The organism is Moorena sp. SIOASIH (genome assembly GCF_010671925.1).
GTDB lineage: Bacteria > Cyanobacteriota > Cyanobacteriia > Cyanobacteriales > Coleofasciculaceae > Moorena.
In genome coordinates this window covers 64146-85673 of the sequence record NZ_JAAHIH010000005.1, presented here as the reverse complement: position 1 = coordinate 85673, position 21528 = coordinate 64146, and the positions used below count along the sequence as shown (strand labels likewise).

At 43.9% G+C, this 21528-nt stretch carries 16 protein-coding genes; 4 read left to right on the top strand and 12 right to left on the bottom strand.

The genetic code is table 11. The features are described from left to right. Positions 1-7 precede the first annotated feature (7 nt). The 4 genes from F6J90_RS27460 to F6J90_RS27445 form a co-directional block, all read right to left on the bottom strand. A complete protein-coding gene (locus tag F6J90_RS27460) occupies positions 8-583 on the bottom strand; it encodes a hypothetical protein (RefSeq protein ID WP_293100940.1) in 576 nt (191 codons plus the stop codon). 463 nt (positions 584-1046) lie between these two features. Next, positions 1047-2456, bottom strand: a complete 1410-nt coding sequence (locus F6J90_RS27455) for a flavocytochrome c (protein WP_293100938.1) — start codon at positions 2454-2456, stop codon at positions 1047-1049. 5 nt (positions 2457-2461) lie between these two features. Next, a complete protein-coding gene (locus F6J90_RS27450; RefSeq protein ID WP_293100937.1) occupies positions 2462-3691 on the bottom strand; it encodes a pyridoxal phosphate-dependent aminotransferase in 1230 nt (409 codons plus the stop codon). A gap of 133 nt (positions 3692-3824) precedes the next feature. Further along, entirely contained in the window at positions 3825-4829 is a 1005-nt protein-coding gene (locus F6J90_RS27445; RefSeq protein ID WP_293100935.1) for a hypothetical protein, read from the bottom strand. A 1065-nt stretch (positions 4830-5894) separates the two neighbouring features. Here F6J90_RS27445 and F6J90_RS27440 point away from each other — a divergent pair. From F6J90_RS27440 to F6J90_RS27430, 3 genes are all read left to right on the top strand, one after another. Continuing rightward, on the top strand, positions 5895-6782 hold the full coding sequence (locus F6J90_RS27440) for a D-isomer specific 2-hydroxyacid dehydrogenase family protein (protein ID WP_293100933.1): 888 nt from the start codon (positions 5895-5897) through the stop codon (positions 6780-6782). Between the two features lie 152 nt (positions 6783-6934). After that, positions 6935-7381 carry a type II 3-dehydroquinate dehydratase gene (locus F6J90_RS27435; RefSeq protein WP_293065056.1) on the top strand — a complete coding sequence of 149 codons (447 nt, stop codon included), beginning with the start codon at positions 6935-6937 and terminating at the stop codon, positions 7379-7381. Continuing rightward, positions 7359-7586 carry a hypothetical protein gene (locus tag F6J90_RS27430; RefSeq protein WP_293100932.1) on the top strand — a complete coding sequence of 76 codons (228 nt, stop codon included), beginning with the start codon at positions 7359-7361 and terminating at the stop codon, positions 7584-7586. Before F6J90_RS27435 ends, F6J90_RS27430 begins: the two co-directional genes overlap by 23 nt. On the opposite strand, the gene F6J90_RS27425 is transcribed toward F6J90_RS27430, so the two are convergent. Further along, positions 7576-8793, bottom strand: a complete 1218-nt coding sequence (locus F6J90_RS27425) for a transposase (RefSeq protein ID WP_293090593.1) — start codon at positions 8791-8793, stop codon at positions 7576-7578. The genes F6J90_RS27430 and F6J90_RS27425 overlap by 11 nt on opposite strands. A 107-nt stretch (positions 8794-8900) precedes the next feature. On the opposite strand from F6J90_RS27425, the gene F6J90_RS27420 reads away from it, so the two are divergent. After that, positions 8901-9710 carry an arginase gene (locus F6J90_RS27420; RefSeq protein ID WP_293100930.1) on the top strand — a complete coding sequence of 270 codons (810 nt, stop codon included), beginning with the start codon at positions 8901-8903 and terminating at the stop codon, positions 9708-9710. Positions 9711-9907: 197 nt separating this feature from the next. Here the strand turns inward: F6J90_RS27420 and F6J90_RS27415 are convergent, their stop codons facing one another. From F6J90_RS27415 to F6J90_RS27385, 7 genes are all read right to left on the bottom strand, one after another. Next, on the bottom strand, positions 9908-10579 hold the full coding sequence (locus F6J90_RS27415; protein WP_293100928.1) for an HAD-IA family hydrolase: 672 nt from the start codon (positions 10577-10579) through the stop codon (positions 9908-9910). Between the two features lie 65 nt (positions 10580-10644). Then, positions 10645-11598, bottom strand: coding sequence for a tRNA epoxyqueuosine(34) reductase QueG (gene queG, locus F6J90_RS27410; RefSeq protein ID WP_293100927.1), 954 nt, complete (start codon positions 11596-11598; stop codon positions 10645-10647). A gap of 66 nt (positions 11599-11664) precedes the next feature. Beyond that, positions 11665-12408: a Stp1/IreP family PP2C-type Ser/Thr phosphatase gene (locus F6J90_RS27405; protein WP_293100926.1), complete on the bottom strand. Its 744-nt coding sequence runs from the start codon at positions 12406-12408 to the stop codon at positions 11665-11667. Positions 12409-12920: 512 nt separating this feature from the next. Further along, positions 12921-14624: an AarF/ABC1/UbiB kinase family protein gene (locus tag F6J90_RS27400; protein ID WP_293103215.1), complete on the bottom strand. Its 1704-nt coding sequence runs from the start codon at positions 14622-14624 to the stop codon at positions 12921-12923. Between the two features lie 168 nt (positions 14625-14792). Beyond that, positions 14793-15149, bottom strand: coding sequence for a DUF6825 family protein (locus F6J90_RS27395; protein ID WP_293100925.1), 357 nt, complete (start codon positions 15147-15149; stop codon positions 14793-14795). Between the two features lie 292 nt (positions 15150-15441). Further along, a complete protein-coding gene (locus tag F6J90_RS27390; RefSeq protein ID WP_293100924.1) occupies positions 15442-16752 on the bottom strand; it encodes a protein kinase in 1311 nt (436 codons plus the stop codon). 178 nt (positions 16753-16930) lie between these two features. Then, complete coding sequence (locus F6J90_RS27385; RefSeq protein ID WP_293100923.1) at positions 16931-21361, bottom strand: CHAT domain-containing protein; 4431 nt, start codon at positions 21359-21361, stop codon at positions 16931-16933. Positions 21362-21528: the final 167 nt, after the last annotated feature.

Below are 21528 nucleotides of genomic sequence, written 5' to 3'. Positions count from 1 at the left end.
AACATCCCTATTGCTTAACTGGGATCAGTCTTTTAGCTCTGGTCGTATTAAACAATGGACTCTCCATAATCAATTCACCCTCTTCCTTACAGATATCTAGGGCAAAAGTAGTGAAAAAGCTGTAGCCCAAAATGTCCATAAAGGGTTTAAGTTTTTGAACCCTATTTAAATCATAGGTTGAATCTGCTGCGATAAATCTCATCACAAAGGCTCTTCTCCTATTAATGGGACCCTCGGTCAATAAACAAGTCCGATGCATCACCTCCTTGTCAAATACAAGTGCATCGCCTAATTCAAAGTCATCCGTTTCAGCCTGAGTTCTGAGAATTGTATCAACCTCAGGTGAGTTAACCATCAAAGATTCTAAACGTCCCATTTCCTCTTTCGATGGAGCTGCATCTTGTGGCAAGCCTTGTACATAAGAAGAAAGGATGCATGCATAGTCATAAAGAAATCTTCCAGAAAATTTTTCCTTTGAGACATAGCTCATCCCTCCTCCTTGTGCATCTGTATCTATCTTGGTTAAGGGAATCCAAAGGGTACAGCTAAAATCTTCTAATTGCTGGCAGGCAAAACTCAACATATCGGCGTGCCACTAGAATCCTGAATTTGTGTTTTTCTCTATTTCATAGGCCATGTGTTGAGTATAGAATAACGAGCATTCGCAAAGCTTCGCGAATGTTGATTGAAATAGAGGATGCAGAATTATTTCGATATATTCATTGTTTTTCATATCAAATTTATACTTTTAAAATGCATCATCATAGGCTACTTTTGTATCTTCAAGCTCCTGTTCTAATATTCCATCAAGACATTTTATTGCCTCTGGTGCAAGAAAAACTTTCAGCTTGACAAATCATTTTTTTTGAAAATTTGCAATATCTTGATCTGTTAATTTGAAGGATGAAGAAATCATTTTTTTCTTGATTCAAAAAAAATCATCAATATCTTACAAATATTGAGAGGGAGAGTCAATCATTTTTACCATTAGGGAAAGTTAATTATTATTACGATTGAAAAATGGATGTGATTGGTCACTGAGGCTTCTAGGAAGGGACTTGAGTGTGGGTTGCAGCTTCTCTACCCGCGATTCGCCCAAAAACCAGACATTCCGTGATGGCACACCCCCCTAGACGGCAGGCTCCGTGAATACCGCCTGTGACTTCTCCTGCAGCATATAGCCCGATAATCGGGCGATCGCCTTTCCCCAGAACCCGCCCGCGAACATCAATTTTGAGGCCTCCCATAGTGTAATGGACTTTAGGCCATAATCGAACGCCATAAAAGGGGGAACTCAACGGCTTGGCATAATCCCGTATAAATTTACCAAACTCTGGGTCTTGATGCTGCTCCACAAAGGAGTTATATCGACGGATTGTTGAGTCTAGCGCCTCCAAAGGAATCTGATACGTGCTTGCTAAAGATGATAGGGTCTCAAATTTTTTCACCACGCCTCGATCTAAATCAGGTTCGATATCAATGCCAGAATTTTGCATTCCCACAGTATCGGCAATACCAATACAAGGATGACCAATTTCTAACAACTTATCTGTCCACCTTTTGCGATCAGCGAGTTCATTAATAAAGCGTTTTCCAGTAGCCGGATCAACTGCTAATCCATAGGCTAGCACCGTATAGCTAGCAAAGAGTGGAGCAATGCCATAGCCTGTTTCATCTGGAGAGACCCAGGGAGCAAGCTGAATCTGATCCAAATCGAGGCACTGGGCACCAATTCTGATGGCTTCTACCAAGGCTTCTGCGCTGGTATTGGGAACATTAGTGTGATCCAGATTGGGGGGGAGATGGGGAGCGTATTGCTGCCGAAAACCGGTATCTCCGGAGAAGCCCCCTGTTGCCAAAACGACTCCCTGGTTAACGTTAATCTGTTGGATCGGAGCTGATGGCTTGGTTGTTTGCACTTCTACTCCTGTGAGGATCGGATGGGTATCTCTCTGGGAGTTTACCAGTAATTTGCTCAGGCGAGTTTGGGTTCTAATTTCGACCCCGAGTTGCTTGGCTTTAGTCAACAGTGCAGTGATCATGGCGGCACCTGACACGTCTTGTGGTGTGTGGTTGCGAGGTACGGAGTGGCCACCATACTGATCCACTCGATCCTTGAATTTCACACCAAGTTCATTCGTGAGCCACTCAAAAGTGGGGTAGGATTGCTCGATCACCTGCTGAACCAAGCCCGGATTGTTTCTCTGTTCCCCTGCCTGGCACATATCTGATTTCAACAGACTGAAAGAGTCTTGGATGCCTTCTCTGGCTTGAATCGGAGAACCCACAACGGTCAAAGTTCCTCCACTAACAACTGAGTTACCGCCGAGGCTGTTTTCCTTCTCCAAGACAATGACTGATGCACCAGCTTGGGACGCAGCGATCGCCGCACTCAGACCGGCAAAACCACTCCCTACCACTACAACATCAGCGATCGCGTTACTAGTATCAGCCATATCATTCACTTGCTCTCAATATATGACTTTTGCCCAAGGTTTTTTGCTCCATGACTTGCATTGACTGCCGCACTCTTTCTGCCTGGCTGCTGTAGGGATTGTTCTGAGCCAAGCAGATAGCCTGCAAGCCGGGTTAAACCGGTTTCAATGTGATGGGCTGGGCTGGCAAAATTTAATCGCAAAAAGGCATGATCGTGATCATGAAAATCAATGCCGGGAGCAGAACTTAGGGCATAATTCTGAGCCAAATGCAGGGATAATTCCATGGCATCTTTTTCTGCCTCAGCCACATCTACTAACGCAAAAAATCCGGCTTGAGGGTGAGTTCGCAGTTTTAATCCAAGGCGTTTGGCTGTGCGCTCAAACAGTAACCAGTTATAGCGCAACAGATATCGGTGTTTGCTCACCAATTCATCCCAGTGTTGTATCAGCTTCTCCGCAATCAGTTGGCTGGGTAAACTGGTACACATATTGAGAACGGCTTTGACGTTGGTCATCAATTCCACCTGTGATTCAGGCACAATCAAATATCCTACCCGGACACCAGCAATTGCCAAGGATTTCGATAGACTGCTAATTATCAGATGACGGTCAGAAAAACGAATGGCACTGGGAATGGGTTCATCGTTGAGGGGTAAAGCTTGGTAGACTTCATCAAAAATAACGGGAACACCTAAATTAGCGATCGCTTCGAGCTGATGGTCTTGCAAAAATGTACCGTATGGATTGCTGGGTGAATTGATCACAATTGCTTTAGTTTTATTGGAAATCTGGTTTGGCAATTGTTCAATATCAATGCAATAGTCATCTCCCATGGGAGCTAAACGACAATTTACCCCAAAAATCTTGGCTAATACGTTGTAAGCTGGATAGCAAGCTTCAGATAGGATGATTTCATCTGCCTTATTCAGTAGCATTGCAAATGCAAGGGTCAACGCACCAGAAGCACCGTTCGTAATGCAGACCCGATCTGGGGAGAGATCGTAATCAAATTTTTCCTGATAGTAGCGGCAGATGGCTTGACGCAAACTGTTAATACCATTGATATTGCCGTACCCGACGTGGTGACCGAGCAGCACACTATCGATATTTACATCCACGTGATCAAATGGGTTAAAGGAAGAAATTCCCTTACCAAAATTGATAGGTTCCAGTCCTTGATGATTGGGGCGATCAAAAACCTCCATAATGATGTCCATTGCCAGGGGCGGACATGATACGTCACTTTCAGGCATTACGATCATCTTTATCTTTTTAAGTTTACTGTTCAATTGGTTTGAACCATACTGTCGGAATAACTTTGTTCAACAGAATAAAACTTATTTTTTTCTGTTGAACAAAGTTATAGTCATGAATTTATCAGGTTAATCAACGTATCATTAGGTCTAAAACTGAATCAATGTTCTTATAATGCTGACGGGGAAGTTTTTCGACTTTTTTATTCAGAGTGTCTGGATATTTTTCCAGCAATTGATCACACCAAACCGGATCAAGATTTTTGGCAGCGAGTAATCGATAACGTTGACGTGTCAACGCATCTGGGTGCCTCAAAGGCAAATGCTTTTGGCAAAAATCCGTGACTTCGGCTTGAATCGACTGCCCTGAGGATTGCAAATCGTGGTGAGCCAGATACCCACCTAATGGCGTGTTCCCTCCGGCTAAGCCAAAGCCATTTAAAGTGACATCAATCCAATCACAACCCTGGGCAAAGGCTTGGTTAGAGTTCTCAATTGCATATCCCAAAGTATCGTGGGCATGAAACCCTAACGATTGTGGGCAAATCTCTCTGACTAATGCCATCATGGCGTTAACCTCATGAGGATAAAGTGCCCCTCTAGAATCAGCTAGGTAGACAATATCGACGTTTTTCGATGGGGCAATCGTTCTGAGCAGACACTCAATTTCCGCCAGTGAATAGGATGAAACACAGATCAGATTTAAACTGATTTTGAGATGGCTGGATTGTTTTTTAAGATGATTAGCGATTTCTAATGCCTTGTCAACCAGATCAGCGGTACAGGGCATCCGCAGCAGCGATATCTGGTCTAACTTGTCAGCTACTGCTGCCTGCCAGTTATCCTCGGCTGGATTGAGCATACAAACTAAAGACATCTCAGGATATAACTGCTTAATCTCTGCTAAAAACTCTTTTGGGCAACCATTCACTGGAGATGTACTTCTGTCAGGTGTGCGTAGAAAACCCACCTCAACTTGACTCAATCCCTGATCCCGTAAAAAATTCAATACGCTTGTGGTTTCTTCTAATGAAAATTGCCACCGATTTAAATAGCCCCCATCCCTTAGGGTTACGTCTAGAATGTTACTGACTGCAATCCTTCGCCCTAGACATTGAGGTGATTGTAAGCTTTGCATCAGTTACTATTGTTCCTTTAACTAGCTGCACCATGACCAAGCACTACCTCTGTAAAATTATTTTTGAATTATCTAGGTAGACTTAAACAGCCTATTAATAACATAAAGTGAGCATTCCATACAAGTTATAGCTGATTTTTAAACTCGCTGTAATCCTTGTAGTATAAGGCTTCCATTAAACTAGAACTCTTGAAATACTTAATGCTAAAATGCAATCATAGCAAGGCTTTCAGGCTTCTTAATATTTAATTTAAAAATTAGCTATTATACAGGGTAAGAGCATCTCAATCAACTATGACAAAAGGATTGTAGAACCTAAAAATTAAGGCTAGTTGACTGAGAAAACTAATCAACCACGTACTGCTACGTTTCCATTTTGAATTCCAGTCGATACCATAGTTGAGCATGTTGTTTTCGTCAGGCCATCGCCGGGTCAGGATCATGATTACTCAGGTGCGACCAGTGGCGAATTTAATTCTTAATGGTAAGAGCGCACCTATGTGAAACGAACCCGACGAATCAGTTTCCAGGCATTTTCCCTCGGAGGCTTTGACCCACTCCAAACCAAATCCGACAATAGCTGTTTCCTCGTGCGCCAGTGTGTATCTACCCACCGACGAAAACCGGTTTCAACGACATGGGTAGGGAGTTTTTAAGCAATGGCGCACTAAGTTTTGATAAAATGAATACTTAAGCGTACACGCAACCAGTTTCGATGTCGCTGTAATCTAATCCTAGTAATATGTTCAGGCATTTTTTTTAACTGGTCTGTCCCGATGTAGTATTATTGTTCCACAGTACTATAAGCTAGAATCGATAGCACTTTTGGGCACCTTTAGTATATTTGTACAGGGGAACTTTAGTGCTTCTCGCAATGCCATGTCTTGCCGTTTTGTTCATTGGCTCTAGGAAAATCCGGACGTATTTATCAGATATAAAGCGAGTAATGGCTATATTTGGGCGCTTATTTGGCTAAAGTCCCAATAAGCCAGGGGCTTGAGATCCCGTAGCTGACCAGACTAAGTGATTAGAGGACAATCCAGAGTGGTAAAAAACTGTTTATTTGTGAACAATCGGGAACCATACCCTGAAACCTGTTTTGACTCAATTCCAGATATTGCAATGGTGTGGTATCAGGATCATTCAGAGGGCTTTTCGTTAGAAGAGGCGATCGCCAACAATCCGGATACTCATATCCTCATCACCACGTTGATGGATTGGAGTGCAGCTAACTTGCAAAAACTACCGAAGCTGGAACTGATCATCACCATTACCACAGGCACAGACTATATTGATAAAGCCTATTGCCAACAGCATAATATCAAAGTGCTCAATACCCCTGGCTTCACTGGAGCCTCGGTTGCTGAATACGCAGTTGCGTTAATGCTAGCTGCCGCCAAGCGGTTGATGGATTACAATCACAAAGTTCGTACGGGTGATTTCCAAATCTTTGAACATCAGGGAATTGAACTGTTTGGCTCTCAAGTGGGTATCATCGGCATGGGGACAATCGGATCCCAGGTGGCTCGTATGCTGCAAGGCTTTGGCATGAACATTGTGTACTGCAACCGCAAGCCGAAAGAAAGCAACCTGGCTCAACCCGTTGATCTAGAGACGTTGTTAAGTACAAGCGATATCATTTTCCTAACCCTATCCCTCAATGCTGATTCCCACCATCTGCTCAATCACAACACCTTTGCTAAAGTCAAACCAGGAGCAATTCTGATCAGTATCTCACCGGATGATCTGATTGAATTTTCTGCTCTACAAGAAGCCCTAAGTAGTGGCAGGCTCTCCTATGCAGGGATGGACATCCACCATGAAGATTCACGTTTTCTGACACTGCCTAATACTGTTCTGACCCCTCGCCGTGCATGGTACACTCAAGCCGCCTTTGAACGACGCATCCAGATTTTCACCCAAACCCTTGGAGATTACATGAAAGCACAGTAAGGAACCCGGTTGGGTGTCACCCCCGACTAAAGTACGGGGGTCTATCATCGATATCCATTCACAATAATTCTGCCAGATTTGGAGGTGAAAAACTGTACAACTTTCCTCCCCCGGTTAAAACGTAGGGGTATCCAAGCTACCGGAGGTTATTGATGAAATTTTTACTCATTCAAGGAGCTAACCTGAACTCACTGGGCTATCGTCAGGGCAACACCTATGATGATACCACCGCTGAACAGCTTGATCGGATGCTGAAGCAACACGCCAGTGACTTTGATTATGAACTGGATATTTTCTACACAAATATCGAAGGTGAAGCCATCAATAAGGTTTATGCCAGTGTAGCAGCAGGTGTGGATGGGGTTCTCGCTAATCCGGCAGGATTCACCTACAACGCCTATTCTCTGAGGGATTGCCTCTCTTACATCGCTCCACCTTATGTGGAAATTCATATTACCAACATCGACAAGCGCAATATCAAATCAGTGATGTCAGTCGCTGCAGTTGGAGTTGTACAAGGTTTTGGGATCGATTCTTATTTTGTTGCTCTCGAAGCAATGTTGAGACTTCTTAAACATGAACCCTATCAAAATCGTTGAAATTTGCTCAGAACTGGGTGCAGCTCAGTTGGGTGCTAGCATGGGACCAGATGCTATCCGGATGGCGGCTCACAAAGCAGGCAGTCACTTTTTCTCCAAACACCCAATTATTCGGTTGCCTGAACGTAACGCTCTGTTGGCAGATAAAAACCACAATCCAGGTTTTCGTTATGGTGACATACTCCCACACTTCCCTATCGGGTAAGTGTGGGCTTCTCAGCGACTCCCGGTATCCCGTCGGACATTAACTGAGCTTTAAGAACGGGATGCCCCACCGCTCTATTTTTTATATTGATCGCTGCATTGTGGTCACGGTCAAGACTGCACCCACAATGAGGGCAGTCGTGCCAGCGAATATGCAGCTTTTTCGGTACTTTCTCTCCACAACTGGAGCAATTTTGTGAGGTGTTATGAGCACTTACTGGGACAACCAACAAACCAGCATTCTCGGCTTTGTTTGTCAGTATCGACAGAAAGCTTGACCACCCAGCATCCAACACAGATAAGGCCAATTTGGTACGAGCAAGACCTTTGACATTCAAAGTCTCATGAGCAATAACGTCATACTTTGACAGCAATTGATTAGCTGTTTTGAAGTGGAAGTCTTTACGCTTGTTAGCTACTTTTTGATGTTGTTTAGCTAACAACTTAATAGCCTTGAGTCTACGATTACCACCCTTCTCTCGACGTGATACTTTTTTCTGAATAAGCCGCAGTCTTTTTTGAGCTTTACGGTAGTGCTGAGGTATTGTAACTGTTTCACCACTCGAAGTAGTCAAAAAATCCTTTAGACCAACATCAATACCAATGATTAAGTGAGGATTGATATCTGTTTTAATTTCAGGAACGGTCTTATCCTCAAGAGAAAGTGTAACGTACAATCCGTCAGCTTTTTTACTGATAGAAACCGTCTTGATTTTGAACCCGTCAGGAATTTGACGATGCAAGACAACCTTAATCTTACCCAGTTTTGGTAAGTCAATGCGATTACCTTGCAAGCAGGATTGTTTGATTTGAGGGTAGGTGAAAGTTCTGTAACGACTGAGTGGCTTAAACCTGGGTTTGCCACTTCTTTTGCCGCTACTATCTCCGATCAAGAATCTGTCAAAGGTTAGCTTAACTCTCTTAACTACATCCTGTAAAACTTGAGAATGAATATCCTTATACCAAGGTCGATCTTGCTTAAGTTGAGGCAGAGTCTTCTTTTGAGAGTAGTAATTAGGGTTGATTCTTAGTTGAGGCAAGTGACAAATCAGAGGACAGGCATTAACAGGTGAGCGATTTTGCTCATACCAGTTGAATCTATCAGCCAATAAGTAATTGTATTGAGCGCATAACATTGACAACCATCTGTCAATTAATGCTGCTTGTTGCTGAGTCGGGCGCAATCTGTACTGATAGGCTGTTCTCATGGCAAATCACCTCCCTTACCATTCTACTATTTCCGACAATTAATATTCAATATGAATCGAAAGTTGCTGTCCGCCATTCATCCCACGCTCACCCTACGGGTTGAGACGTGGGGCATAAGAGCGGTTTAGCTAAGCGTCTCCGCTACATTCTTGAAACCTGCCAAATTGCTTGTAACACAGTTACAGATACTTTGGAAAGAGGTGAGTTTCCCTTGGTGTTGTCTGCCGACCACTCATCAGCCGCAGGAGTGATCGCTGGTGTTAAACAAGCCTATCCCAACGAACGCCTAGGCATTATCTGGATAGATGCTCATAGTGATATGCACTCACCCTACACAACTCACTCTGGTAATATGCATGGGATGCCCTTGGGTGCAGTGTTAGCATTGGATCAAGAAGCCAGAACTTTACTAGGTACTTCGTCGAATGAACTGCCACTGGCTGCACAAAAACAGTGGACTCACCTCAAGGAGTTGGGTGGTATTGTACCCAAGGTGTTGTCGGAAGATTTGATTCTTATTGGTGTTCGCTTTTTCAAGCCAGAGCATTCAATCTTAATTGACAAGTTGGGGATTAAACTCTATAGCGTTGAGGATATCCGAGAAAAAGGAACAGAGTTTTACACCAGTTTGATTGAGCAACATCTGCAATGGTGTGACAAAATTTATCTGTCCTTTGATGTTGATAGTCTAGACTGCGAAACGGTTTCACAAGGAACAGGAACCCCTGAACCGAATGGTCTATATCTGAATGAGGCGATCGTCCTCATCCAGACAGTTATGGCAAATCCGAAGGTCTGTTGCCTAGAGATTTCTGAAGTTAATCCAGTTCTCGATGATAAGGGGAATGCTATGGGCGAGGCTGCATGGCAAGTCTTGGAGGCTGCATTAGTCAGCGAGTGTGGAGTCAGGAGTTAGGAGAAATGGAAATTATATAGGAGGTAGTCGGAAGAATTGTCCCTTGATTTTTCGGCTCTTGTCTGCCCAAAATGTGAATTAAATGAGCTTTTTCGACCGAAAAGCTGGCACTTTTTTAAACCCAACAAGGCTAAAACCTTTATCTGTCAATGCTTTGAGAGTTAATCAGCAAGCCCTAAGTAACAAGTAACTCATTCCTAATAACAAACTACTTTTGATTTAACTTTTGATTGATATAAATTAGATACTACTTCAGATAACTCCTGGGGTTCGTCGATCAAAAAATCGGGTTGATATTGAGCTAGAACTTCTTTATAAGAAAATCCCCAACTGACAGCAACTACTTTAATAGTATTTTTTTTAGCTGCCTCAATATCCCTAGTTTCATCTCCGACATAGATCACATCAGCAGGATTTAAATTATGTTTTTTGAGGAATTTACGAATAACTTTTTCTTTTCCAAAGATAGGACTCCCTGAGTCAACAAAATCAAAAAGCTTTACCCAAGAATTATGGGTCAGAAAAAGGTTAACGTTCTCTGCTGAGTTAGATGTCAATATCCCTAATTGGTAACCTTCATATTTCAAATCGTTTAAAACTTCTATTAGTCCAGGAATAGGAGTTAAACTTTGAATATCTTGGCGTAATAGTTTTTGGACTTTTTTCAACAAAAACGGGATTCTAAACCTCGAAATACCCGATTGCTTAATAATTTCCCTAGAGCTTAAATGTCTAACTTGCTCCAATTTTTCAGCTGATGTGGGCTGATATCCAAATTCTTCCGCTAAGCTATTACTAATCTTGACAATGGCAGTAAGGGTATCAGCCAGAGTCCCATCAAAATCAAAAAGAATTACTTTTACACTCATTGAGCAATTAACAATTAACAATTCGCAATTCGCAATTCGCAATTCGCCACCCAAGTAATCAATGGCTAGTCAACGGATTTTTGAGATGCATCAATATTAGCTTGGGCATTGCGCCGTAGCATATTTGGCTTTATACGCCGCAGCGCTGAAGCTGGAAACCGTCGATTCCACTCCTGATCAGATATAGTAGCTAATTCCGTGAGTCGAGGAGCCACATTCTCAGGGTAGGGCTGAAACTCTACCACATCAGTTTCTTTAGCAAAACGTTGGTTCCAGGGGCAAACATCTTGACAGATGTCGCAACCAGCAACCCAGCCTTCTAAATGGGGTTTAATCGATTCCGGCAAGTTTTCAGCCCGATTCTCAATGGTATGATAGGCGATGCAGCGGTTGGCATCAACGACAAACGGTTTGGTAATAGCACCCGTTGGACAGGCTTGAATACAGCGGGTACAGCTACCACAGTGTGAAGTGTGAGGGGTATCTGGAGTCAATGCTAGGTTAGTCAACACTTCCCCTAAAAATACCCAACTGCCATACTCCCGCGTAATTACATTACCATTTTTAGCAATCCAAGCAATACCGGAGCGCTGCGCCCAGACTTTATCTTGTACTGGCCCTGTATCAGCATAGTAACGCACCTGGATTTCTTTTGCTTGTGCTTGTAACCAAAAGATCAATTCCTTCAATTTTTTATGCATGACCTTGTGGTAATCTCTGCCCCAACCGTAACGGGAGATTTTGCCATACTCAGGGCTTTCGGGACGCTGGTGAGGGGTGTAGTAGTTGAGAGCAACACAAATTACCGACTTCACCTCTGGCATACAGGCACGAATATCCAAGCGTCGAGGATTTGCCATCCAAGCCATGTCTGCTTGATACCCTAACCCTAGCCAAGCCTTCAAGTTTTGCTCTGCTGAGTCATGATGATCAACATCCACAGCTGCAATTCCCACCTTATGAAAGCCCAGGGAGTGAGCTTTCTGTTTTACCTCAGTGCTAGTAACTGGTATATCCAACAGCTGTATTTACGAAGTAACTCTACCTGTAGGGTGTGTTAATAACGCACCTTCACCCAACACCGTTCACCCAAAACCTTTCATCCTTTCCCCAATCTCTACAATAACCACAGTAATGTTATCCCTACCGCCTTGGTCTTTAGCTGCTTCAACAAGGATATCCAGAGCCTGCTCAATACTTGAACTCTCTTGGAGAGAGGAAGCAATCAATTCATCGGAAAGTTCTTCCGTGAGTCCATCGCTACAAAGCAAAAGGCGATCGCATAATTTAACCTCTATCCGATGGACATTGACTTTAGGTAAGTCCTTTCTGCCTAGACATTGAGACAGAACATGACGCCAGGGATGCATCCGAGCCTGTTTAGCTGTCAGTTCTCCCAACTTAACGGCTCTGGCTACCCAGGTGTGGTCTTCTGTAATCTTCTCTAACTTAGAATTGCGGAACCGATAGAGGCGAGAATCTCCTACATGAGAAAACCAACACTGGTCTTGACGGAACATCACCACTACGGCAGTGGTTCCCATATCTGACCGTTCTGGATGAGTTTGCTGATCGTTGAGGATAGCCTGATTGGCCTGATAGATCGCTTGTTCTAGTAACTGATCAGAAGGAGTTTGAGAGTTCCAATCTTTATTCAAATAAGTCTTAATCGCCTCAGTGGCGATTTTACTTGCCTCTTGTCCACCGGCATGACCACCCATACCGTCGGCAACAATAAAGAAGCGACCGTCCGGGTCTATGTAGTAGTCATCTTGGTTAACTGTACGTAGTAAGCCCGGATCTGTAATACCGGCGAAGCAACTTTTCATCACATCGGTTGTTTACTGGCTTGATGCTTTCTGCTCGTCTGTGAGCTTCAGTTTGATTTTGATGGATAGAAACATGATTATTATCGACCTGATTCAGTGTGAAGTACCCCAGCCTGCTTCGCTGAGGCTGGGGCTTCCAATCTCAACTCAATCAGGGACGGTCTTATTCGTCAATAGGGCTTCCCGCTTCATCCGCCGACGCCTCAACCAGCAAACTGGAATTGGTCTTACTCAGCGTCCTCCACAGGCAGACATCCGCCTTCCGCAGATGTATAGTTTTTACGACAGACTTACCTTGGAATTACAGCTATAGCTAACCAGCCGGGGCAAGTCTCTTCCCTGATCTGGAGCTAGTACTTTGTATACCTTCTATATCAACAGGTAGCCTTTTAGTCAGTCAGGCGGGTCATCGACCAAATCCATTCTAGCGCAAGTTATCGTCTAGCTATCCATCTCCACCGTTAAAGACGGTGGGGAATTCCGCGAGTTTTGTTAATACGACTTTACAACAACTAGAACATGCGATCAAACCGGTCAAGCCGTCGGAGCAACCTAATTAAGGCAAATCCTAACATAGCTGCCACCAAAACGACTACCAAGGCTAGTACGACATTACCATTGACAAATAAAATAGTAGCCGAAAGGGTGAACGCACTGATTAATAAAGTATAGTTGGTTCCCAACTGAATACCACTCAGCCGTCGTAAAACCCGGTCTGATTCGATAGAGCGCACTCGAATGCGCAGGTCTCCTCTTTCTAATTTATCAATAGTACTTTCAATGCGCTGGGGCAAACCTAATGCTGTACTACTCATCTGTGCGGCTTGGCGTCCCAGTTCATTAATAAAGCTATTGTTGTCGGGAGTGTTGCCGTTGGTCATAATCTCTAGTGCGAAGGGTTTTGCAACTTCCATAAAATTAAATTCGGGGTCTAAGCCTTTACCCACTCCTTCCAGTGTAGAAAAGGCTCGCATCACAAATGTGAACGTTGCTGGGAATCGAAAAGGCTGGCCATAGGCAATTTCGTAGAGGTCATCGCTGATGTTACTCACCGATTGCTCCTCAAAGGGCTTATCCATGAAATTATCCAGCATGTACTGAACTGAGCGCCTTACCGGTCCCATATCACTCACTGGTGAGAGCGCACCCAATTCAATTAGGGAAGTCACCACTCGGTCACCGTCTTTTTGGGCAATGCCAAACAGGGTTTCCATCAGTTGCTCGCGCACATTGGCCTTAATCTGCCCCATCATGCCAAAGTCGTAAAATATCAAGGAGCCTTGATGACTAACCGCAATATTTCCTGGATGGGGGTCAGCATGGAAGAAGCCATCATTTAGCAACTGCTGTAAGTAAGCTTCTGCTCCCAGACGAGCGATTAATTTGCGGTCTAGGCCAGCTGCTTCTAGAGCTTCGTAACTACTAATCTTAATCCCTGGTAAAAATTCTAGGGTCAAAACTCGTGATGAGGTATAGCGCCAGTAGACACGGGGTACCTTCACCCAGTCATAGCTGCGGAAGTTGCGGCGAAATGTATCTGCATTTCGGCCTTCATTAAGATAATCAATTTCTTGCCAAAGAATCCGACAGCACTCTTCATAAATCCCACTCCAGTCCCGACCACGCCCCCAGTCTGGATGGTTTTGAAAGTAATAGGCGATCCCCTTAAGAATTTGTAAATCAATAGTAAACAGTTTTTTTAAGCCTGGTCTTTGGACCTTAATCGCTACCTCTTCACCACTGCGAAGTTGAGCTTTGTGAACTTGCCCTAAGCTAGCTGCTGCCAGAGGAATTGGGTCAAAACCACTGAACAGTTCCTTGATGGGCTTTCCTAAATCTTCCTGGATGATCTGCTCAACTTGCTCGTAACTAAAGGCAGGAACCCGGTCTTGTAGTTTGCTCAGTTCTTCTACATACTCACTGGGGAATAAATCAGCACGGGTGGAGAATAACTGTCCAACTTTGATAAACGTTGGTCCGAGATCTAAGAATGTATCTCGAATCCAGATAGCTTGTGTTTTGCGTCTATATGCGTGCTTTTGCTCTGTATATCCTCCCCGATAACTCCAAGGTTTACCATCAAGCCACAACCCAGTGATGAGGGTTAAAACAAAACGCCAAATATCAATAAAACGCCTTTGACGGGAGTAATTTTCTTGATTCCACCGATAAGCTTTTTCGCTGTATTGCTTACCTATAGAACTTTGCCTAGACACATTGTGTTCCTGATCTAGTGTAAGGTTAATAGATTTCTGAGAAAGAGCAGACACTCGGATTTATCTGTAAGGTTTTTATCAAAAAAATAGCAGGTTATTAAAAAAAGATTATGAAGGTCGAAACTACTCACTTTTGTAGATAATCTAGGGTAGTAACGATAAATCTTATCAAGATTGCTTGCGATAGTTTTTTAATTCAGTACGCAAGCTGGCAATTTCTGCTCGCAGCTCATCAATCATGGCTTGCAGATCAGCTGGCTTCGATCCTGTTTTCCCTGTGTTACTACCTGTGTTACTACCTGTGTTACTACCTGTGTTACTAATAGTAGAATCAGCTGCTGCTCCGGCTTCGCGATTGGCACTTTCTATTACCTGCTCGGTAAACTGCCGCAGTCGCTCACGCTGCTCAGCATCAAACTTGCCTAACTCACTCAGGGCATTGGTTAGAGCATCCTCAAGCTGCCGATTAATGGCTTGAGCTGCAGCCCTACCCAGAAAAAAGGCATGAATTACAGAGTTACTCATTGATAAGTTTCTTTAGCTTACGTTACAAATTATAACGTACTAGCCGAGAATTATGACTGAATTCAAATCGAGTTACTTGCCTCGTATATCCTCAGTTTGTGCAATATCCCATGTCGTTATAATTTAAAAATCACATATTATATCATTTTATCTATTTAAATCTCACAGGACTTAGGCAGTAACTTTTCCTTAGTTGCCCTACTACTTATTAAGCGCGTTTGGTGGCCAGTGTGCTGTAAGTCCTGTACAAGTATGAATATGAATAAACCACCTTGATGAGGTTGAAGGTGTTTCACAGTTGGGGTTCTGACAAAGGCCAATTGCTGCGAGGAGGGAAGGATTGATCGGTGTGGAAGATGGTAGAACCAGGTTCTTTTTGAGAGTTCATTCGCAGTGCGAAACCAAATCCTAATCCGGCTGAGGCGGCAAGGGCACCGGTCATCAGTAGGGCTTTCAGTGGGAATCCAGCTTTGGTAGTTTTGAGTTTTGAGGTTTGAGTTTTGAGCTTGGCGTGGACAGTTTTGAGAACAGCTAAGGTCTGAGTGCTCAGTTTTGAAGTCTGAGTGCTCAGTTTTGAAGTCTGAGTGCTCAGTTTTGAGCGCTGAGTGCTCAGTTTTGAAGTCTGAGTGCTCAGTTTTGAAGTCTGAGTGCTCAGTTTTGAAGTCTGAGTGCTCAGTTTTGAAGTCTGAGTGCTCAGTTTTGGGGCAATTAATGACTTTTGCTGAGGACTCAGCACTTTCAACTGAGAACTGCTTTGAGCAACTTTCTCCTGAGTTGGCAGCAGCGATAACCAAGCTTCTACAGTTTGAGGACGTTGATTGATGACCATGTGCAAGCCACGCCAGACTGCTTGTTTAACTACTGGAGTTAGATTTTGTGGACATGGTGGTAAGTCCGGCAGGAAAAGAATATAGAAACCTTCCTGGGCATGCAATACTTCCCTGACTGGTGCAGGTAGGGGTGGGGTTCCAGTAAGCAAGCAGTAAAAGGTTGCGGTTAAGGAATAGACATCGGTTGCCTGGGAAAGTTGCCCTTTAGAAATGTACTGTTCCGGGGCGCTATACCCAGCAGCAATTAAACTGGCGTGGGTTTGCCTGACTCCTAGGGTTAGTTGACTAGTAATACCAAACTCACATAGCACTAGTTTATCGGTATCTTGACGCAGAATGATATTTTCTGGTCTAACATCTAGATGCAGCAAACCCTTTTGATGTAAGATACTAAGGGCATCGCCAATTTGACGAATGTATGCAATAGCTTGAGCTTCTGGAACCAAATTGGCTTGGATGAGTTCAGCTAACGTCTGCCCTGGAATATATTCCATGACTAGGTAAGGTCGTCCGTCAGCTTCAAAGGATTCGATTACCCTGACTAAATGCTGATGCTGACAGCCGCTCAAGAGCCTACCAAGGGCAATAAATTGCCGCTTGAACTGGTCACCATGGGGATGGTGGCACAGATTGTCGCTGAGGGTTTTGATCACGACGGTTTGACCAGACTCAGCATTGATAGCTAGGTAGGTGATGCTAAAGACACCTTTGCCTAGCTGGCTATGAAGAACATATTTGCCGTTGTGCAAGACTGTGCCTGCCTTTAAGTCCATGAAAGTTCACTTCAACTCCCACCTATGCTAACCTTAAGTGGTGCAGAATGGTTGACACTACCTAGGTTTCGTTCCTCGCTTTCTAACAATCAAGCATCAAGGAAAAACCAGGATAACTATTACCTAAATTATTCAGCTTAATTATTCTGTAGCAGGAGTTGTTCATCAGGATCAAACATTACCAAGGGTTGCCAATTAGGGTAAAAGCGCTCCAATAGTAGGGATGTCGTAACTCCACATCTGGCAACTTGGCTAAGGCTGGTGGTAAAGGAAAACTTCCCTGATCCGTTACCAACTGCCCTCTCTCCAGACGGACTGTACCCCTGAGCAGATTTAACTGAGCTTTCCGTATAGCCTCAGCTTTCACTGGGACTTCCTGTAATTTTTCGTAAAACGTTGTCATTAGCCCCAGGGTACCCTCATCGCTCACATACCAGAGACTTCCCAATGCGGACTTGACCCCCGCTAGCACTGCTAGACCGGCAAATCCTAATTCGGCTTGCTCGTCTCCTAAGGCAGTACGACAGGCACTTAAGACCAACAACTCTACCTTAGGCTTACTTAAGCCTAGTTTATGGAGCTGGTTAAGTTGCAGCTTGGTATCCCACAGCTGGATGTAGGAATTACTGGGCTTACCGGCTAAGAATTCACTATGGGTAGCTAAATGAACGATACCAAAGGGTTGTGAGGCACGAGCTTTTCTCAAATTTGCTACGGTGAACGCTTCGTTAAGTAATGCCTTTCCTGACCACAGTTTTTCTGTAACCATCGATAACTCTACAGGAACGGCTGGTAATGGGTTTTTGTTCTTAAACTGGGATGCTCCCATCGCCAAGACTTGAAATTTCCTAATGTCTACATAGTTCATGTTGGTTAATGATAGAGTTGGCATTAAACCAAGGCTATATCGTTCTACAAGAAACCCAGTGCCATCATGAAGTGCTGCCATGGGTAAGGAGCGCAAACCAACGTCCATGATAAAGGCAAGATTATTTATTTTTTGGGCTTTTAGCTCCTGCTCTACCGGACTAATCAACCAACGATACAACTGCTGAGCCAAGGGTAGGTAGACATTTGCGCTTTCGAGATTGGTGATACTCTTCTGGAATTCCCGAGCAACAGAGAGAACTTGCGATCGCGTTGCTCCCTGCACCTGTTTTCGAATTACTGCTCCCGAAGCCGTAACGACTAGTAATTCCAGCTGTGTATCGATATTTTCTTGCCAGTGTGACCTAGTCTTTTGCCGATTTTCCGTTGTCTCTCGTTTCCGTTTGGTTGACGTCAATCCCTTGGGATTGAGTGGATTTACCTTGGTAGTTTTCGGTTTAAATTCTGGTTTAAAGAAGAGGTAAATTAGGGCAGGTTTAAGTCCAGTAATATTTTCAATCTGGCCCAGGTGGGCTTGAGCTTCTTCCAGAGTGACTATGGGAGTGTTGCTAATGCCTAGATGTTTTTCAAACGCATAGGTGAAGCCTTCCTCAAGTTTTTTAACATCAGCTTCTGCTTCTAGTGTAGAGTTAGAGGATTTACTGGTAACTGGCTGTGGGACGGATTGTTCCGGTGATTGACTACTATTAGTACTATTAGTATTAGTAATCTCTGCTATAGTCTGTGGTGCTGGTTGATTGTAAGAAATGTTGATGAAATTCGATTCAGGTGTAAACTTAATAAACTCAAGGTTTTTGAGATTATAATTAGGTTCTACTGTAGTATTTTTAGGGTCTATTTCAGTGTATTCTGTCTTGGTAGCAATTGCCTGAGGCTTTGGTTGAGTAAGAATTGGGAAGGATTGAATGGACTGCTGAGATACTTGAGGGCGACTGGGGAGTAGATTAGCCGGATTTGAATAGGGATTGGTAGCCATTGCTTGACCTTGGCTAGTGGAATTTGACATCAAATCTTGAGCCATTGCTTGACCTTTTCTATTCGAATTTGACATCAAATCTTGAGCCATTGCTTGACCTTTTCTATTCGAATTTGACATCAAATCTTGAGCCATTGCTTGACCTTGGCTAATCGAATTTGACATCAAATTTTGAGCAATTTCTTGACCTTGGCTACTGGAATTTGACATCAAATCTTGAGCCATTGCTTGACCTTGGCTAATCGAATTTGACATCAAATCTTGAGCCATTGCTTGACCTTGTCTATTCGAATTTGACATCAAATCTTGAGCCATTGCTTGACCTTTTCTATTCGAATTTGACATCAAATTGGTAGCAATTGCTTGACCTTTTCTATTCGAATTTGACATCAAATTGGTAGCAATTGCTTGACCTTGGCTAGTCAAATTTGAAGATGGCTCCCCAGTATTAATTTCTATCTCACCTGAATCTGAGCTTGTCGAAGTGAAAAAGGATCCTGGGGAAAGAATGGTAGAATCACCTGTAGAAATAGCTCCCTCTGTACCATTAGTAATACTATTTCCCACCTCAAAGGGGGTTTGCCCGTTTCCACCATGACTGATGGTGATTTTTCCTCCACCATCTCCCCCAACTGTACCAATGCTGACTGCTGTTTCTTGGCCCTCGATTAAGGTGTCAAATGTCCCAGTCGCTCTAAAAAAACCTTCTGTGGTAATTTCCACATTGCCGCCTTTCCCATCGCTACCACCTTGGGCATTGATCCAGCTAACCTGAATATTACCTCCATCGAGGGTAACATCCCCTCCCTTGCCAACTGTTGTTGATGAGTTAAGCTCTTCTGTGCTCAGAGCCTCAGACGCTTTGATTGTAATCGCTCCCCCATTTGTCTTGATATCACCTACAGTGACATTAACGCCATCAATGGTGATATCTCTACCCACAGCAGTGATCGATTGGGTGGGATCCATTGAAAAATCCCCACCGTCAATGCCATCAGCATTAGCAGTAAACTCTAGGGATAGGGGATTAGCAGCACTCACCCCTTGATCAGAGAAGTTGAGAGAGACGTTAGGAGCAATGGTAATATCATTACTAGCGTTCAGAACAATGTTGCCCATAACTTGTTCTAGGGCATTCGCGCCAAGGGTAAAGCCAGGTGACCTCCTATCCCCCGACAAAATTTCTATCACATCAAAACCAAGGGGATTATCTGCTAGCTGCTGACCAGCAATCCCTGTCCCAGGTACAATACTAATGTTATTGTGGTCAAATCTAATCGTGCCGTTTTCACCTTGAGGGGCGGTGAGATCAACTTTTGTGCCATCAAAGATTAAAGTCTGTTGGCTAGATATCTCAACTGTCCCACCATCTGATGTCCTACCATTTCGGGGCTGTGAAGTTTGCTCTTTAGCGCCACCAGCAGTAATCTCGCCATAGAATGCTGTGGTTTCCTCTGACCAGACAGTAACTCGACCTCCGTTTTGATCTGAATTTTTTCCATCAGCCTTAATCACGGAATCACGGCTGACAAAGGTGCGATTGGCATTTAATTTCACATTGTCTGGATTGTCGGGATTGTCTTGGGGGTTCTTCCCAATCCACACCTGGCCACCATTACTGCCGGAAGAGTCAATGGTGGCATTAATTAAAGCAATGCGATCGCCTAATACTGTTACACTGCGTCGCCTAAGTTCTTGGTTGGAAACATCTAGGGTACCAGAGACAATGGTTGTTCCTGTCTCAGTGGGAACTGTGGTGCCAGAATCGTTCAGCTGCACGGTTCCATTGGAATTGGCACTGAGTTTTGTCTCAACGTCTTTTTCGGTTGCTCCTGTCAGTAGCGCTGGTATATCTAGTGCGGTAATTAATGGTTGCCCATTTGGTGTACGAGGGGGGTCAATCTCTAGATTCAACAAATTTCCAGGTTGAGAAATCTTAATCAGACTCTCTCCTGGTACAGCAGCGATAATAATCTTACCTCCTGGTGCCCTCAGTTCTTCCGCAGTGTTAATCACACTACCCCCGATCAAGGCGATAGTGTGATTGTCTTCCACTGCCAGGTTACCAGCGTTAATGATACTTCCAGGTTGGGCTAAATCAAAGGCAAAGCTAGTGGGGTCACCAATTAAGTTCTGGTAATCATTATTGTCCCCAAAGGCATCAAACCAATTCCCTTCGCCAAAGCCAATCCCAGTGGCTGTGGTTGCTGTAAAGGAAGCAGGGACATTCAGTCGAGCATCAGCCCCAAAAATAATCCCGGCTGGGTTCATTAAGTATAAGTTAGGGCTCCCACTGCCTGTGATTTTAATTAGACCATTAATAATTGAGGGTACATCGCCTACGACTCGTCCCAAAATATTCCTAACCTGGGGATTATTAGAGATAAAGTTGGCAATTTGACCGGAATCGAGTCCAAATTCCTCAAAACTGTGGAACAGATTCGGTTTATCGCCACTAGAGAGGCTACCACCAGTGATATCGAAGCTTTGACCATTAGGAGTTACAATAGTCCCTGCACTGTCTTCTGCTGAGGTGATTTGTGCTATTGCTGGTAGCCCAGTTGGGGAGAGCAACATGGCTACCCCCCAGGGCATGACTTGAGCTAGAGATAAGCGGTTGAAGCATGAAGGAGAGATTGTTCGGTTAGAGCCTTGAGGGGGAAAAATCTTGCCCTCTAGGCGGCTCCAACGCCCTTGGTACTTAGAATAATTGCTGCGCTTGGGTTTTACTACTGGTTTCCCCATAATCTTCATAGCAACCCTTAACTTTCTCTGTCTAGTAGTCATGCAGTGTAGTGGTCATGCACCTAATTTGAAACAGCTTTAGCACCAATCCACTAGGGGAAGGCCATGGTAATTTTACTAATTTAAAACTAAATTAGCCATCCTAAATTAGCCATCCTAAATTAGCC